The 16,632-nt window shown below is 40.8% G+C and carries 10 protein-coding genes and 1 tRNA gene; 9 read left to right on the top strand and 2 right to left on the bottom strand.

Translation table 11 applies throughout. The features are described from left to right. The 5 genes from AB3G38_RS08850 (at position 1) to AB3G38_RS08830 (ending at position 8,717) form a co-directional block, all read left to right on the top strand. Entirely contained in the window at positions 1 to 3,954 is a 3,954-nt protein-coding gene (locus AB3G38_RS08850) for an FtsW/RodA/SpoVE family cell cycle protein (protein ID WP_367868130.1), read from the top strand. Between the two features lie 11 nt (positions 3,955 to 3,965). Further along, positions 3,966 to 4,751, top strand: a complete 786-nt coding sequence (locus AB3G38_RS08845; protein WP_367868129.1) for an FHA domain-containing protein — start codon at positions 3,966 to 3,968, stop codon at positions 4,749 to 4,751. A gap of 102 nt (positions 4,752 to 4,853) precedes the next feature. Further along, positions 4,854 to 7,178 carry a TonB-dependent receptor gene (locus tag AB3G38_RS08840; RefSeq protein ID WP_367868128.1) on the top strand — a complete coding sequence of 775 codons (2,325 nt, stop codon included), beginning with the start codon at positions 4,854 to 4,856 and terminating at the stop codon, positions 7,176 to 7,178. Position 7,179: 1 nt separating this feature from the next. Beyond that, a complete protein-coding gene (locus AB3G38_RS08835) occupies positions 7,180 to 7,992 on the top strand; it encodes a DUF4249 domain-containing protein (protein WP_367868127.1) in 813 nt (270 codons plus the stop codon). Positions 7,993 to 8,039: 47 nt separating this feature from the next. Continuing rightward, positions 8,040 to 8,717: a hypothetical protein gene (locus tag AB3G38_RS08830; RefSeq protein WP_367868126.1), complete on the top strand. Its 678-nt coding sequence runs from the start codon at positions 8,040 to 8,042 to the stop codon at positions 8,715 to 8,717. A gap of 277 nt (positions 8,718 to 8,994) precedes the next feature. Here AB3G38_RS08830 and AB3G38_RS08825 read toward each other — a convergent pair whose 3' ends face one another. Continuing rightward, on the bottom strand, positions 8,995 to 12,381 hold the full coding sequence (locus AB3G38_RS08825) for a DEAD/DEAH box helicase (protein ID WP_367868125.1): 3,387 nt from the start codon (positions 12,379 to 12,381) through the stop codon (positions 8,995 to 8,997). Positions 12,382 to 12,560: 179 nt separating this feature from the next. Here AB3G38_RS08825 and AB3G38_RS08820 point away from each other — a divergent pair. After that, positions 12,561 to 12,631 (top strand) — tRNA-Cys (locus tag AB3G38_RS08820). A gap of 554 nt (positions 12,632 to 13,185) precedes the next feature. Here the strand turns inward: AB3G38_RS08820 and AB3G38_RS08815 are convergent. Next, the gene (locus tag AB3G38_RS08815) at positions 13,186 to 13,410 is read right to left on the bottom strand and encodes a hypothetical protein (protein ID WP_367868124.1); all 225 of its coding nucleotides are present in this window, start codon (positions 13,408 to 13,410) and stop codon (positions 13,186 to 13,188) included. Between the two features lie 875 nt (positions 13,411 to 14,285). Between AB3G38_RS08815 and AB3G38_RS08810 the strand changes: the two genes are divergently transcribed. From AB3G38_RS08810 to AB3G38_RS08800, 3 genes are all read left to right on the top strand, one after another. Next, positions 14,286 to 14,813 carry an RNA polymerase sigma factor gene (locus tag AB3G38_RS08810; protein ID WP_367868123.1) on the top strand — a complete coding sequence of 176 codons (528 nt, stop codon included), beginning with the start codon at positions 14,286 to 14,288 and terminating at the stop codon, positions 14,811 to 14,813. Positions 14,814 to 14,955: 142 nt separating this feature from the next. Then, positions 14,956 to 15,684, top strand: a complete 729-nt coding sequence (locus tag AB3G38_RS08805; protein WP_367868122.1) for a DUF1345 domain-containing protein — start codon at positions 14,956 to 14,958, stop codon at positions 15,682 to 15,684. A 77-nt stretch (positions 15,685 to 15,761) separates the two neighbouring features. Continuing rightward, positions 15,762 to 16,412 (top strand): DUF4142 domain-containing protein, encoded by a 651-nt coding sequence (locus AB3G38_RS08800; protein WP_367868121.1) that lies wholly within the window; start codon positions 15,762 to 15,764, stop codon positions 16,410 to 16,412. The last annotated feature ends 220 nt before the right edge of the window (positions 16,413 to 16,632 follow it).

Here is a 16,632-nt window from a genome sequence, read left to right as displayed (position 1 = left end):
ATGGATAAGAAAGATACTGAAGTTAAAGGCAGAGGGCAGGAACGCTTGTTTTTGGGGCTGATCACTATTTTACTGGTGGTGCTGTTCGTCAGATTATTTGGCGTATTGCAAGCACGGATAAAAGATGTGGACCAGCGCCTGAAGGATGGAACGGTGGTGAACTTAAATGCACCTGAACCTGCTAAAGCTGTTAAAGCGTTATTGACAAGGGGTTATTATCTGGAAGATCCGCTTGACGTAGAAGTTATTAGCAATTCTATTGCTGCACAAGAAGCAAAAGGCTTGTCTTTTACCAATGTGGGTGATCTGAATAAGCGAAAGTTTAATGTGCTGGCTGATGATGCTTATCGCAATGGCGGATCTGCTTTTAAGAAAAGAGTAGCCGTGTCCAGGTCATTGCTTGGATTTACCGGGGATGATGAAGTTCGTTTTGCACAGGAAAAAAATAATGCACCTGCCATACCTGCAGTTAAAGCCTCAGGTATGGGCAATGGGGTACTTAAGGGGAGGATTGAACATAAAGGGGATGCGGTAGCCGGGGTTCTGGTACGTTTATCTACTGTTCTTTCTGCGGATAGTTTAGAAGCGAAATCATTTAAGGCTTATGCCCGTACGGATGCATCGGGTCAGTATTCATTTACACAATTGCCTGAAGGAAAAGCTTATGAAGTGATCCCTTTAAAGCCGGGTTTTGAGTTTGGACAGGTTAAGGGGGTACAGGAGCTCAATGGTGCTAAGCAACTTAATTTTAGTGAAATGCCGCATATGGTCAGATTGCTTTCTTCGCGCGAGTTTACGATGCTGAAAAATGACGGGGCTTTAATTGTGCGCACACCCGATCAGTTTAAAGTTGGGTACTGGTGTGTTGCGGGTGGTTTTTTACTGGCCTTTGTCGTGTTGCATTTGTTGTTGTCTTTTAAATTTCCGGAGGCTGATCAATTGATTTTGCCCCTTTTAATGTTATTGACCGGGCTGTCTTTTCTGACTTTACTGAGTTTGCAGGACCCGGTGAGAGATCGTTTTCTGGCGGTTGATTCTTTGTGGTTCCTGTATTTTGGTGTTGTGGGTTTAGGCGTTTTATTGTTTTTAAATATCAAACGCTTTACGGCTGATGCTGATTTATATCGTTTACTGGTTTTTAAAGCGCGTTCTGCTGCGAATGGATGGCCATGGATTGCGTTGGGAATGGCACTTTTGGCGGGGACTTTATTATTCGGCGGGGGGCCTGAAGGCAGTGGTGTAAAAGTGAATTTGCTGGGGGTACAGCCAAGCGAGGTAGTTAAATATCTTGTGGTCTTATTTTTAGCGGGTTTCTTTGCGCAGAATGAACAGTTTATTGCGACTTATTCGAGCTGGAAAAAACGCTGGTCATTTTTCTCTTTTGCATTGGCAGCGATCTTATTTACGCTGTTCTTATTTTTATTGTTAGGTGATCTGGGTCCGGCAATCGTGATCTGCTTTACTTTTATCCTGCTTTTCTCTTTTTCAAGGGGAGACTTTATGGAAATGGCAGCTTTTGTACTTTTATATGTACTGGTGGCCTGGTTTGTAAAGAATGTGTGGCTGGATGCTTTGATTACTTTCGCTGTTTTAGTTTTATATCATGTGCTGAAACGCAAATCTATGAGCGAGTCGGCAGTGATGGCGCTGATCGTGATTACAGCCTTTTTAACGATTGATAAAATTCCTTACCTGGATAAAATTGTTCCCGGGCCGGTAGCCAGACTGTCTGACAGGAAAGCGATCTGGCAGGATGCCTGGAACAATGAAGTTTATGGGGGCGATCAGGTAGCAAATGGTCTTTGGGGCATTGCTACAGGTGGAATTACGGGACAGGGCACTGGGGAGGGTTTTGCGAAAACTATTCCCGAAGCGCATACAGATATGATTCTTCCTGCCATTGGGGAGGAGTTTGGATGGACAGGGATTACTTGTATTTTTATCTTATTTTTAATCTATTTGCATCGTTCGGTTATTATTGGCCGGCGAACGGGAACCCCATTCTTGTTTTACATTTGTGCGGGGATCGGTATCTGTACTTTCATACAGTTTTTACTGATTGCCGGCGGATCGATTGGCGCATTGCCTTTATCGGGGGTATCCCTTCCTTTTGAAAGTTATGGCGGATCTTCTCTGGTAATTAACCTGGTCGCTGCTGGATTTTTATTGTCAGCTTCTTCAGTAAGGGGAACGGCTGTACAGATGAAATATTTAACGGGTCAGCAGGACAAAAACCTGGTTCCGGCATTAATTGCTGCTTGTGCGGCTATCTTATTGTTGGTGATCAATATTTCGCGTTATAGTTTTAATACGCGTGCATGGGTAGTTAAACCAGCCTTAGTCGCTGATAAAAGCGGAAGCCGGATGTTCAGTTATAATCCCAGGATAGGGATATTGATGAAAAAACTGGAAGCGGGAACTATATATGACCGTTCAGGATTGATTTTAGCAACAAGTAATCCTGAGTTGGTTAAAAAGCAAATGCAGGAATTGCGTGAAGCTGGTGCGGTTGATTATAAACTGGATTCTGCCAGGCATAAAAGGGTGACGCGTTATTATCCTTTTGAAGAGCAAATGTTCTTTTGGACGGGTGATGCAAATACTGGTGTGTTTAGTGGCGGTATCAACGGATATTTTGCGGAATATGAACATGCGGCAGAATTAAGAGGTTTTAAAATGCCTTTGACAAGTTATACTATGATCGCTTCCCGTTATAAGGAGGATCGTTTTTTGCCAGCAGGGCCAAAGGAGATGACTGTACTTAAAAAGGATTATTCGGCATTGACTTCTTTGTTGGTTTCGGGTCTGGATAGTACAGAAATACAGACTTTTAAAAAGCGTAACCGGGAAGTGAAGTTAAGTGTGGATGCGAGTTTACAGACGCATTTACAGGCGCGTTTAGCGAATGATCCTAAATTAAGCAAAAGCAGAGTCTCTGTAGTAGTCATGTCTTCTAATACAGGGGATGTACTGGCATCGGCCGCTTATCCTCTGCCTCCGGTTAAGAACTGGGAGCAGTTGACGATGACTCTTTCGGATCAGAATAAACTGGATTCCTGGACAACTACGGCAGATCCGGGTTTCGCAATTGCTACTCAGCCTGGTTCTACGGCCAAATTATTGACGGCTATGGCTGGTTTTAATAAATTAGGTTTAGCTGCTGCGCAGCAAACTTACCTGGTCAAAGCAAATGAAAGGATCCGTACGCGTGGTGCTGAACCGGATGAAACGGGTGTGATAGATATGGAGCAAGCTATTGTGAAATCAAATAATGTTTACTTTATCAAGTTGGCGAATCAGCAGCATCTGCAGGAACAAATGGGAGAGCTATATTTGAAAACTGGTATGTTTTTGCATGGGGTTGGTGGTTATTATTATGGCCGCAAATCTGTCAATGATGAACAGGAACAGCGCTGGCTTGATTTATGGCGCAAAACTGAATTTAGCAGCGCTTATAATCCGAATAATATTTACCGGAACCGGGCAACGGGCATTTCTGGTATGGCCTGGGGACAGGGAGAATTGATTTCCACCCCTGCTGCTATAGCACGTTTAGGCTCAGCTATTGCAAATGGCGGGGTTTTAGTGCCTAACCGTTACGTATTGAAATTGGCAGATTCAACTATTAAAGAAAAGGATGGTGTAGTATTGGCGAAAAATCCTGAAGCTGCAGCTTTGTTAAAACAGTATATGATTGAACAGAGTGCGCGCAAGGCCGGGATATTTGGAATTGCTGTTGCGGGTAAAACGGGTACGCCTGAGCGGATTATTAAAAAGAAAAAAGTCAATGATGGCTGGTATGTGTTTTTTGCACCTAAAGCAACTGAGCCGGGTTATACAGTAGTGTGTATCCGGGTTGAAGCAACCAAAGGTTCTTCGGAGGCTGTAAGGGTAGCTGCAGAAAGTGTAATTCCTTTGCTGGTTAGTAAGGGGTATATGAAAAGTATAAATTAATTGAATTAAGGATGTTTGATTTTTTCAAGAAGAATAAAGGAAATACACCTTTAGATGCCAAGGGTTTAAGGGATGAGATTTTGCAGTTTATTAAAGAAGAGCTGCAACAGCTGGATGGTGGAGAGGGCAAATATTTAAAAGCACTGGAGCTTTTTGTCAGGGTAAGAGCGGAAGAGTTATTTAATTATGAGACTGCTTTATATAGCGCTGCACCTGAAAAGTTTCAGGAGGAGGTACAGCGCATTGCTGATAATTTTGCCTTGGATCTTCCTGATGGATGGAAGTTGATAGTGCATTATGTGACTGAGTTTCCGGAAGGTGTGATTCAGCGTACCCAGCTTAAAGTAGGATTGGTACTGAAGAGTTCTGGTTCGACCGCTGCTGCTGGTCGTGAAAGTAGCTTAACTGCAAGTTTAAAGGTAATTACCGGCCGGGCTGAACAGGAGGTTTATGTGATTAAGGCAGAAACAGGACGGATTAATATAGGCAGAGAAAGTAATGTACAGGGAAGTGATGGTAGTTTCAGACAAAATATGATCGCTTTTCCGGCTGAGGCTCAGGATAGTAATAAATATATCAGCAGACAGCATGCACATGTGGAATGGGACGGGCAGCAGGCCTGTTTTAAGTTATATGCTGATGAGGGTGGAGTGCCTCCGGGAAATAAAACTAAAGTAAGAGCGGCGAAAGATGAAACTACACATAAGTTAAATTCCACGCAAGTGGGGTATATTTTGAAAACGGGTGATCAGATCATTCTTGCTGATGTGGCAGTGCTGGAATTCACGGCACTTTAGGATTGTATTTAACAGTTAAGAAATATTTATTTGCAGATTTAACAATTTCTACGTGCAATTTTATTTAGTTTAGCGCATATTTCCAGAAACCGTTTAAATTAAATGACTATAAAAGCACTGTTCATTATATCTTTGCTGATTTTTCTAACTACTTTTAAAATCAATGCGCAAACAAAACATACCATCAGCGGTTATGTGAAAGACGCCCGGACGGGTGAACAATTAATTGGCACGACAATCAGAGTGGAGGGAGCTGCTAATGTCTCCACAACTTCCAATGAATATGGTTTTTTCTCCCTGACTACACAAAGCGGGCTTTATAAATTACTGATTGGTTCTGTGGGTTATATCATTGATACCAGAACAATCAATCTGGATAAAAATATACAGCTTAAAATTTCTTTGGTTCCTCAGGATAATAATCTTTCTGAGGTCGTAATCTCAGCAGCACCTAAGGATGAACGTGTCAAGTCTGCAAAAATGGGGGTTGAGAAACTGAGCATGAAAGAGATTGACAGGGTTCCTGTTCTTTTTGGAGAAAGGGACCTGATCAAAGTAGTACAGCTTTTACCGGGTGTAAAATCGGCGGGAGAGGGAAACAGCGGCTTCTTTGTGAGAGGTGGTGCTGCGGATCAGAACCTGATTTTACTGGATGAGGCCATCGTTTATAATCCTTCACATTTACTGGGTTTCTTTTCTACGTTCAATTCGGATGCGATTAAGGATGTAACCTTATATAAGGGAAACACGCCTGCACAGTACGGCGGACGTTTGTCTTCAGTGATGGATGTTAAGATGAATGAGGGAAATAACCAGAAGCTGAGTGTGAATGGGGGAATTGGGATCATTGCTTCGCGGTTAACGGTTGAAGGGCCAATTGTAAAGAATAAAGGATCCTTTTTAATCAGTGCCAGACGTACTTATGTGGATGCTTTTTTAAAAGCGAGCAGTGATACGGTAATCAAAAAGAGTGCTTTGTACTTTTATGATTTGAACCTGAAAGCGAATTACCAGTTTGGAGAGCATGATAAGGTTTTCTTATCTGGTTATCTTGGACAGGATAAGTTAGGCCTGGGCGGGTTATTTGGCCTGGATTGGGGAAATAAAACGGCTACTTTAAGGTGGAATCACCAGTTCAGTCCTAAGTTATTTTCTAATACATCTTTAATTTATAGTGATTACCGGTACAATATTGACTTGACAAATTCTTCTTCGTTTAATGGAAGGATCACTTCCCAGATCAAGGACTGGAATTTGAAGGAGGAATTCAGTTTTTACCCGAATACGAACAATACGTGGAAGTTTGGGGTGAACTCTATTTATCATACGATTAAACCGGGTGAGTATAGTGGCGATTTTACTTTACGGAGCCAGGCTTATACGCATAGCTGGGAAAATGCTGCTTATGCGAGTAATGAGTGGAAGGCTTCTGATCGTTTGAAGGTTGAGTATGGGGTACGTGTGAGTGCTTTCTCTGTTTTAGGTGGTGATAATAATTTTTATACATTGAATAGTGCAGGTACAATTTCGGATACGCTTCATTATGATAAGGGTAAAATTGTAAAAACTTATCTGAATTTAGAGCCTAGGTTTTCTGCGGCTTATCAGCTGAATACGGTTTCGTCTTTGAAAGCTGCTTATGGCAGAAATACACAGTCTATTCACCAGTTGTCGAATTCTGCCACGAGCAGTCCAACGGATAAATGGGTCGCTACTAATAATATTATCAAACCGGAAACTTCCGACCAGGTTTCACTGGGCTATTTCCGTAATCTGAAGGATAATACTTTTGAGTTTAGTGCGGAAACGTATTATAAGGTGATGAATAACCAGGTGGACTACAGGGATGGGGCGAACATCAGAAGTAATGATCCGATTGAGCCTCAGCTTTTATTTGGTAAGGGCAGGGCTTACGGGATTGAGTTGTTATTACGCAAAAAGACGGGCCGTTTGACGGGTTGGATTGGCTATACTTTATCGCGTTCGGAAAAAATGATCGATGGGATTAATAATGGGGATTGGTATGCTGCCAGACAGGATAGAACGCATGATCTCTCGGTTGTTGGGATGTATGAGGTGAATAAGAAGTGGTCACTTTCGGCAACTTTTGTTTATTATACGGGTAACGCAGTTTCTTTCCCGAGTGGTAAATATTATTCGGATAACCAGGTGGTTTTCTTGTATACGCAGCGTAATGCTTACCGTATGCCTGCTTATCACCGGTTGGATCTGAGTGCCACGTGCAAGTTAAAGGAGCGTAAAAACTTCTCTTCTGAGCTGGCTTTTGGATTGTATAATGCTTATGGGCGTGAAAATGCTTATGCAATTACTTTCCGTGATAATCCTGATGATCGTTCCCGTACACAGGCTGTACAGACTTCGTTGTTCAGGTTCGTTCCTTCTTTTTCTTACAACTTTAAATTTTAAAATGATGAGACGCAGTATTCGTGTTTTCTGTTTATTGATATTACCGTTTATTTTCAGTGCTTGTGAAAAAGTGATTGATGTAAAGCTGGATGGTTCGGCTATACAAATCGTAATTGAGGGTGAAATTACTGCCAATGCGGGGCCTTATCAGGTGAGTGTTTCGGAAACAAAAGATTTTAGTGGTGATAATAATTTTGTGGGCCGCAATGATGCAGTAGTCGAAATTAAGGATGTAACTGCGGGGGTTACAGAAATGTTAACGAATAAGAGTGCTGGTGTTTATACAACGAGTACGTTGCAGGGGATAGCTGGTCATACTTACCAGATGACTGTAAAGTTGAGTGGCAAAACTTATGTAGCGACTTCTGCGATTCCTTTGAAGGCGGTTAAGGTGGATAAGCTTTATGCAAAATATTTTGAGCTGGACAAGGACAAGATTTTTATGGTGCCTGTGTTTACTGATCCGGTGGGTAAGGGGAATTATTACAGAGTCAGACAATGGGTAAATGGCATATTGGTAAAGGGGTCTTTTGTTCGCAATGATGATGCGACCGATGGCAGGACTTTCGATAATCAGCTTTATTATGAGACGGATAAGAAGTTTGGTAATCCGCTGATCAATAATGGTGATTTAATGCGGGTGGAGTTGCAGTGTATTGATAAGGGTACTTATGATTATTATAGAACTTTAAATGCGACTATTGGTCAGGAAACTGATAACCCAGCGAATCCGCTGAGCAATATTTCTGGTGGTGCTTTAGGGGTATTTAATGCTTGTCAGTCTACGAATATAAGTGCTATAGCTAAATTTTAATTGTAATTTCGCGGCCGGGCGGTTTGCTCGTTTATAATTTATTAGAGATGAATAAGTCTGAAGTTGAACAGGTGTTAATCACGGTGAAGTCGGGAACGGAAGAGGCACTGAATATAAAAATTTACAAGAGTGGAATCCTCGCCCGCAGGGGTTGTGGTGGTTTACCGGGAGTAAAGATTTCCGGAATGAGCTTTACGGGGGATTCTTCGTATTTTGACAGGTTAATGAGCAGTGTTTCTCAGCAGGTGCTGGATGAGAATATAAATCATGAAGAGAAGATTGTAACGGGGTCGCTGGAGTATCTGGTGGCTTTTTACGGAGTGAGTGATAATGGTGATGTGGGGGAGCGCGCGGAGTGGACGAAGTCTACGGGGTTAAGGTTTTTTATGGATGAGGGGACAAGTTTCAGACATAATTTACTGGGGTTCGTGGATGGGTTAGCTATTGAGGCTATGAAGTTGACGGATTCGTGGTATTTTGATATTATGATGTTAGGGTTGGACAAGATGAGGTCGTCGTCGCTTCCGGAACAGACGCTTGCGAGTGGGCCAAAGAGTGAGGAGGGGTTGAAGCAGGATTTTCAGAGTTATTTTGAACAGGTTAGTAAAAAGGGGTTGACGGGGTTTGCTGAGGGAAAGGTTTATGTGAGTGAGGATGGGGGGGAGTATGGGTTATCGTTTTCTAGTGAAGGGGAAGGGTTGGTGTACAAGTTTACTGCTGTGTAAAGGGTTTTGTAAAAGGGAAATATAAAAAACCATATATGTGTTTTCCGACTGGAATTCCCTGAAACGGGAATAAGGTCTGGAAAACACACATATGGTTTTTTTATTTCTCTGGTTTACTTGTTGGATTGTTATTAAGATTGCTTGTTGGATTGTGAGTGGTTTACTTGTTGGATTATTATTAGGATTACTTGTTGGATTGTTATCAGGATTGCTGTTGGGATTGCTTTTTGGAGTATCGGGCGTTAATACCCTCAGGATAGCTTTGAGAATTTCGGGGTTAACTGAATAGTTCGATAAGGTCAGCTTTTGAGAGTGACTTTAGTAGGGAAGTATCGGTTTGTATGATGTCGTTAACGAGCTCCTTTTTTGTTTCCTGAAGTTTCATGATCTTTTCTTCGATAGTGTCTGGACAGATTAATCTGATCGCCACTACGTTTTTCTTCTGGCCGATCCGGTAACAACGGTCGATAGCCTGGTTTTCTACGGCAGGGTTCCACCAGGGGTCTACGAGGTATACGTAGTCTGCCTGGGTAAGGTTAAGGCCGGTTCCGCCTGCTTTCAGACTAATCAGGAAGACGCGTATGTTGTCGTTCTGCTGGAAGTTTTCTACTTTCTTTTCTCTGTTTGTGGTTTTTCCACTGAGGTATTCAAATGGGATCTCCTTGTGCTCGAGTTCTTTTTTGATCAGGTCAAGCATCGTCACGAATTGTGAGAATACCAGGATTTTATGCTGGGGGGAGTGACTGTCTATTTCTTCCATCAGTGTCGTGATTTTAGAAGAGGTGGCACCGTGAAGAAGGTTGTCTTTGAGCAGGGCAGTAGAGTTACAGATCTGTCTGAGCTGGGTTAGGCCTTTGAGGATGTGTAGGGTGTGCTTTTCTGCGTGGTCGTCTTTTTCGGATAGCAGGAATTTCTTGTACTCGTTTTTGCAGGCGTCGTAGGCGTTTTTTTGAGTGGTGCCCATCTCACAGTAAATCACCATCTCGGTTTTGTCCGGGAGTTCTGAGGCCACTTCTTTTTTTGTTCTGCGCAGGATAAAGGGACTCACCTTCTTTTTTAGGTTGGTGGCGGCCCGGGTGTCTTTGAATTTATCTATCGGGGAAGAGTAATGGTCCCTGAAGTATTGTTTACTGCCGAGTAATCCGGGACAGGCAAAGGAGAGTTGTCCGTAAAGGTCAAAGGTGTTATTTTCGATCGGGGTACCAGTTATAGCAATCTTATTTCTGGATTGCAGCAAACGAACTGCGCTGTAACGCAGGGAGTCTGGATTTTTTATAGTCTGGGACTCATCCAGGAAAATATAATTAAAGAAGTAGTTTTTTAGCCAGTTGATATCGTAGAGCAGGGTGCCATAAGAGGTCAGAATAATTTCGTAATTGCTGAAGTCTTCGTGATCTTTTATCCGGTCTGCACCGTAAATGGTGTGTATTTTAAGGTCGGGGGCAAATTTCGCTATTTCTGCCTGCCAGTTAAAGATCAGGGTAGTGGGTACAACAATGAGGTTGGTATTTTGGTGACCTTTATTGCGCTGGGAAAGTATAAATGCAATGATCTGGATGGTTTTACCCAAACCCATATCATCTGCCAGACAGCCGCCGAAATTAAATTCATCGAGGAAGTTCAGCCAGTTCAGGCCTTCTTTCTGGTAGTCACGAAGGGTTGCGTTCAGGGCAGCTGGAATTTCTACTTTTTTGATGTTTTTAAAGTCTGCAATCTTTGCTTTATAGGCGCTTAGTTCCAGTTTTACTACTGTGGACAACACCTCTTCTTCGTAAAGGTCTGTGATTTCAGTGAAGTTTACTTTTGGGGTACGGATGGATTCGTCTACGACCTCTCCGGCATTGAAATATTTAGTCAGGCGATCGATCCATTCCTGGGGGAGCAGACCCATAGTGCCGTCACCGAGTTTGACAAATTTGCTTTTATTTCTGATTGATCTGTGCAGGTGTTTGAGCGGTACTTTCTGATTGCCGAATGCGACTTCGAATGCAGTGTCAAACCAGTTGAGGCCACTGTTTACGGCGATGGTTATTTTGGCCTTGTTAGGGTTGACGTGATTGCCCTTAAGTTGGTTAAAGCCTAGTATGGTGATGTTTTGCTGATGCCATTCTTCAAAGGCAGCCAGGAACCATCCTTCGTCGAGGAAACGTTTTTTATGCAGGTAAAAGCAGTCTTTGTCCAGCTGCTCTTCAAAGTGGGGATGCTGACGGGTCATGGAAGAGATAAACTGCAGCTCCTGCTGTTCATCCCGGGTTACGGTAAATATATTACCGGCATGATCTGCGGCATGGATTTGCTTTCTGGACAGGACGGGAACCTCAACATTCCCATATTTCATTACGGGGGTAATTAAAACGTAGTTTTCAGAGTCTGAGAGATAAATTATTTTTTCTGTGGACTGATCAAAGTGGGTTTCTACTAATTGTTCGTGGGTAGCGGGTTTCAGGTAAGAGTAATTGATATGAATTTTGTTCTCTAGTCTGGAAAGGATGTCTTCTTTAAATTCCGGATATTTTGATTCATGGATCACCAGATGGTTGTTATTTTGCCTGAAGAAATCCACAACTCTCAGGAAATCCGGGTTATCGATGAGGTATAGGGTGTCGTTGTAAAATATAAAATAGCTGAATTTTAGGTTGAGGAACTTAAGGTCGTATGTTTTGTTTTCTAAAATAAGCTCACCTGAAATCGTGTAGAAGCCATTTGTTAGGTTTACAGCAAGACGGATGTCGAGTTGAAGGCTTTTTAGGTTGACTGGGATGATAGAACTAATAGTCAGGTTTGGAGAAATCTTCGGGTCATGGTAAAAGACAGCTAATTCAAGAGGGTTTTTGACGAGGGCTTTTAGTCCATTGACATCTGCCTCTGCCTGAGCAGTTTCATAGTTCTGCTGGAATTTGGAGACTGCTGTATAGAATTTTAGTTCTTCTGGATTTTCTGTCGCCCATATGTAATCCATTGCATTCAATTGCTTCAATGGGTTTTTTATTTTACCAGTAGCTGTTAGTGCGCATTCCAGCAAGTCTGCCTGAAAATGAGAGTAATAACGGTGCTGTTTTAAAACCAGGATCTTATTGGTGTCTTCTTCTACAGGGCTATGTTTTAAAAATGGAAGCCCTGGTTTTGGTAAGAGCAGCTCCTTAAGGAGGTTATTATTCTCTTTTGTGATGGGAAGCAGGTCTTTGATCACAGGAATGATCTCAAATTTCTTATTGGCGTATTCCAGGGTGAACAAATCGTCAGGACTTTCATTCTCCAGACCATAAGCAGTCGCGAATGTTCTTATTTTTTCATGTCTGAGCTGCTGGTCAAAAAAAATGCGGAGCTCTGGACGTTCTATCAGGTTAAAGAGTACCTGCATCTGGTGTTCGCATAGTCTGCTTTTAATGGCAGAGCAACGGCAGGATAAAATTAAATTGTTTTGATGAAGCCGGACATCAACTTGCGGGAATTTAATGGCACTGCTATTATTGAAAAAAGAGGCGTAACCTATAGAAATGTGCTGGGGTACGAGATTGAAATAATTTGGTGCCGTAGTATCAGCCTGAGCGGAACTGTGTTTTAATATAAAAACTGTATTGAAAAGAGCGGGCTTAAAATCAGTGATTATATAGGTATTGGAGGGGGTTCTGGCAGTTTCAAATAGGTTGGGAATGTCGGTCATAGTGTTGTTGATAAAGATAAGGCTTTCCACTGAATGCTTGAAATAGGAGAAAGAATAAAAATATTTAAAATAAATACTACTATTTAAGTAGACATTATTATATTTGCTATCAGAACGAAAGATTTGTAAGGATTTACAAAGGGGAAAAGGAACTTTAGTGGTGTTTTTCTCCAAAAAATAGTCATGTGGCCGAGTGGTGAGGTGTGGGTCTGCAAAACCCTTAACGGCGGTTCGAATCCGCCCATGACGTCAATTGCAGTCTCAAAGGTTGCATAGGGTACTTGATTTTGGTTAGATCTAAGTTTTGTTTTGTTGATACTCCAGGTTGGATGACCTGGAGTATCTTAGTTTAAGGGCATACCTAATTGAATATTTTGCAACTAAAATTAGCTTATATAGAGATCGAAAACGACCATATGTTGTTGTTGACGTAGGTCAATGACTTGTTGGCGTAAAAATATTTTGAGATCAAAAACTCTTCCTTAGCTTTATCGGTAAGCTAGGTTTAATTAAGGTTTGACTTTATACTTTTTTAAACTAAGCCCTCAAATTGGTGTGTTTGATATACTAAAGGGGAACTTAGGCTCCCCTTTAGTTATTTATAGCCTTTGCTGTTCAGCTTCTTTAGGATTCCCGGATCAAGTCATAAACATGTGGATCAGGGATTAAATTTCAAGTTTTGGGTTTGATATTTTCTGAGTTCAAAGCAGAAGGTTACAATTCTTTAAGAAGCTAATTACTTCCTGATTTTATAGTTCAGTTTATCCTTATTAAACGCTCCTGATTACTTTGATAAGAGCTCAGTCAACGCTTCAGCGGAATTCTCAGGGGGAAGAAAGATCCTGATTTTTCCAGGCTGGCTACTTTGACGAAAGTGCTCTGATGCCTTTGGGCTTCCATTTTTTGTTTCCTTTTGCCCGGTACAGAACTTTTGAAACAACCTGTACGCCAAACTGCTGCTTTAAAAATGAAATCGTCCTGGATTCCCTTTGAAATTTTACCCGTTAAACTTCCTATAATAATTCTCATAATAAATAAATATATTTCCACCAATGTAAGCTATTCGCGTTAAAGATTATCCTGATGCGTAAAAAATGTCCGCAATTGTCCGCAGCTGTCTGCAATTGTCCGCAGTTGTCCGTGGGTTAGTCAAAGGGAAAATTATAATTTCATTAATCTTCAACTAGTTATGGTTTGGTTGTGCCTGAGTGATGGTCGGGATGACACCAGGTTGAGAACGGGCTGTAAGCATGTCGAGTCCATGTTGTTTCAACTAGTTGTTTTGACTTGGACTTGCCATGCTCTCACGTTACTTTAGCATTGCTCTTACCCTAACGAGTACTCAGGCAATACTCAGGCAATACCCGGACGATATAGCTTTATGATTTAGCTATTTTGAATTTATTTACGAACAGCCCGGCCTTGTTTCCCCTGAGTCATTCCCATGCAAATTGAAAGCTTTCAGCGCAACTTCCAGCGGCATAAGAGTATCCGTGATAGCAAAGATTTTCTGTTGAGCGTGTCAAAATTTATACTTAGAAAAGAGCCTGCTCCACAAGTTGATGACTTGATCCGGATTCTCCTCCTTATTCTTCTTTTCTACTCTTCAGTTTATGCAGGAGATTTATGGTTAATAAATCGTTTAAGTTAACTCATTTTGATTAAAAATAGATATTTAAGTGTTTTTAATTCTTTTGTCTAATTGTTGTTCAAATGACTTAGACAGAAGTGTATGTTTTTTTGGACACGCAACTTTTGATGTAATTATTATTACATATATAGATGTTTTAATTAAAATATAACTTGGTAATTTACCAGCGTCAGCCAACTATTAGCTAAATTTGCCAATAATTGGTATGTACTTTGTATTTGTGTTTATCTATAATCAGAAAAACATAAACACTATGAGTAGCAACGACTTTAATTTTCGACTTTACAGTTACAAAGATTCTCTACAATCATTTGCTATTTCTTTCACCAGAGATATGGAAGATGCGAATGATCTGGTACAGGATACCATGTTAAAAGCCATTAATTATTCCAACCATTTTAAGGAGGGAACAAATTTTAAAGCCTGGTTATATACCATCATGAAAAATACCTTCATTAACAATTACCGCAGGGCAACAAAAACTAATTCTATCATGACTGTGACCGATGAAATCACTTCAGATAAATTACATTTTAGTGCCTCAGTAAATGATAGTGATGGAAAGTTTGTTATGGAAGACATTTATAAAGCACTTGCCAAATTACAGCCGGAATACTATATTCCATTCCTTAAGTATTTTGAAGGTTTCAAATATCATGAAATTGCCGAACAGCTGGAAATTCCAATTGGTACAGTTAAAACAAGAATACATATCGCGAGACAGCTGCTGAAAAAAAGTTTAAAAATGCATAGTGATAATTTTATGCGCAAAGCTAATTAAGAAATAAAAGCTAATTGAGAAATATCTACTCAGATTTTAAAAGCGTCTTCATGTGTTACCAACAAAAGCGGCAATATCCTTGCTGCTTTTATTTTTAATTTGATTACCATTGTATGGTCAAATTAAAACATTTATCCTCTTCATGAATATAGCCCGGGTGGACGCTCACCACAAATTATACTTATCGTTAATCGTAGCATTGATCGTCTTTGTAGTATGCTATGGAAAGATGTCAGCCTCAACGCAATTTATTTTAGTTTGGATTGGTTATGCTGTAACGCAATTAGGTCTTTCATGGGCAACCATTTTTAAAGTACATCCCCTTGAAATGAAAAAGATTTCAAAAGTACAGGATAATAACCGCACCCTCATTTTTATGTTCGTGCTCGTAGCTGCTTTAATGAGCCTTTTTGTCGTAGTTCTTTTATTAAAATCAACTCAGCATCTTACAGGATCAGCACTTACATTACATATTTTATTGTCTATAGCAGCCGTGATATGTGCCTGGGCATTAGTGCATACTACATTTGTATTCAGGTATGCGCATCTTTACTATGAGTCTAAGGGTAAAAACCTGGCTAAATCTGTTAAGAATGGGGCCGGTTTGAAAAAAACTGGTACTACTGAAAAAGAAGAAGACACCTCAAAGTATAAAGAAGGCTTGGAATTTCCAGAAGAAAAGACTCCTGACTATCTGGATTTTACTTATTTTTCCTTTGTTATCGGAATGACTTTCCAGGTTTCTGATGTCGAAATCAGCTCCAGGAGAATCCGCCGCCTGGCTTTAATGCATAGTTTAGTCTCATTTGCTTTTAATACAGTAATCGTTGCCCTGAGTATTAATATTATCTCTGGCCTGATGACCAAATAGTCTTTTTATTTAAGAAAAACCATTTCATAGCCTGCTTGTTGTTTTTGTTTATACGATAGAAATAAAAAAATAACAGGATGAATTATAGAAAAACAATGATCTTAGGTGTCTGTGCAGCATTTCTGCTACAGGCTTGTAATCAGTCTCCGAAAACTGAAAGTCAGGGTACATCAACTTTATCTGCTGATACAGTATTGGATGGGCATGCTGATGGAAAGAACAGTAATTTATCAAAACTCAAACCCGAAGAGGCATCCTTTATAGCGCAGGCAGCAGTAGGTGGATTGATGGAAGTTGAGGTTGGTAATCTGACGCTTCAAAAAACAAAACTTGAACAGGTGAAGGATTTTGCAAAGCGAATGATCAAAGACCATACGCAGGCAAATAGCGAACTTCAGACCTTAGCCTCAGGCATGGGGATTAAGCTGCCAGGCGCATTGCCTTCAGCAGAACAAAGTCACTTTGATGCCATGAAGCAAATGATGGCAAACGAGTATGATCAGAATTATATGGATATGATGGTAAATGATCACGCTAAAACTATTGACCTGTTTAATGGTGCGAGCAGGTTTGAAAATGCTGAGTTAAAATCTTTTGCTTTGAAAATGCTGCCGGTATTAAATGAGCATAACCGAATGGCTATCCGATTGGATTCTTTGGTTAAGTTGGAAAACAGGGGGCCCAAAGGAGACGATTTACCTAATGTAGATAAAAGGCATAAAAACTAATTCTTTTATACGATTGCAAATCTCCGGGAACTTCCCCGGAGATTTTTTTTTGCTTAATAATTCTGATCATTAGTAGTTAACGTATTGTTAACATTAACTTAATACACGACATTTACCTTCGTGCTGCTTTTAATTCAGAAAGCTAAAACATTTAATCAAGGAGAATTTGCACAGGCAAGAGGTTCATCTCTAATTCAGCATAGCCTTGTGCAGGCTTTAA

Origin of the sequence: Pedobacter sp. WC2423 (assembly GCF_040822065.1) — a bacterium.
GTDB lineage: Bacteria > Bacteroidota > Bacteroidia > Sphingobacteriales > Sphingobacteriaceae > Pedobacter.
Note: the sequence above shows the minus strand (reverse complement) of the source record. Positions and strands in the feature narration are given on the sequence as shown.

Excerpts from the sequence above, each read along its gene's own strand:
- AB3G38_RS08850 (WP_367868130.1), top strand. The coding sequence starts at position 1 with ATGGATAAGAAAGATACTGAAGTTAAAGGCAGAGGGCAGGAACGCTTG.
- AB3G38_RS08845 (WP_367868129.1), top strand. The coding sequence starts at position 3,966 with ATGTTTGATTTTTTCAAGAAGAATAAAGGAAATACACCTTTAGATGCC.
- AB3G38_RS08840 (WP_367868128.1), top strand. The coding sequence starts at position 4,854 with ATGACTATAAAAGCACTGTTCATTATATCTTTGCTGATTTTTCTAACT.
- AB3G38_RS08835 (WP_367868127.1), top strand. The coding sequence starts at position 7,180 with ATGATGAGACGCAGTATTCGTGTTTTCTGTTTATTGATATTACCGTTT.
- AB3G38_RS08830 (WP_367868126.1), top strand. The coding sequence starts at position 8,040 with ATGAATAAGTCTGAAGTTGAACAGGTGTTAATCACGGTGAAGTCGGGA.
- AB3G38_RS08825 (WP_367868125.1), bottom strand. The coding sequence starts at position 12,381 with ATGACCGACATTCCCAACCTATTTGAAACTGCCAGAACCCCCTCCAAT.
- AB3G38_RS08815 (WP_367868124.1), bottom strand. The coding sequence starts at position 13,410 with ATGAGAATTATTATAGGAAGTTTAACGGGTAAAATTTCAAAGGGAATC.
- AB3G38_RS08810 (WP_367868123.1), top strand. The coding sequence starts at position 14,286 with ATGAGTAGCAACGACTTTAATTTTCGACTTTACAGTTACAAAGATTCT.
- AB3G38_RS08805 (WP_367868122.1), top strand. The coding sequence starts at position 14,956 with ATGAATATAGCCCGGGTGGACGCTCACCACAAATTATACTTATCGTTA.
- AB3G38_RS08800 (WP_367868121.1), top strand. The coding sequence starts at position 15,762 with ATGAATTATAGAAAAACAATGATCTTAGGTGTCTGTGCAGCATTTCTG.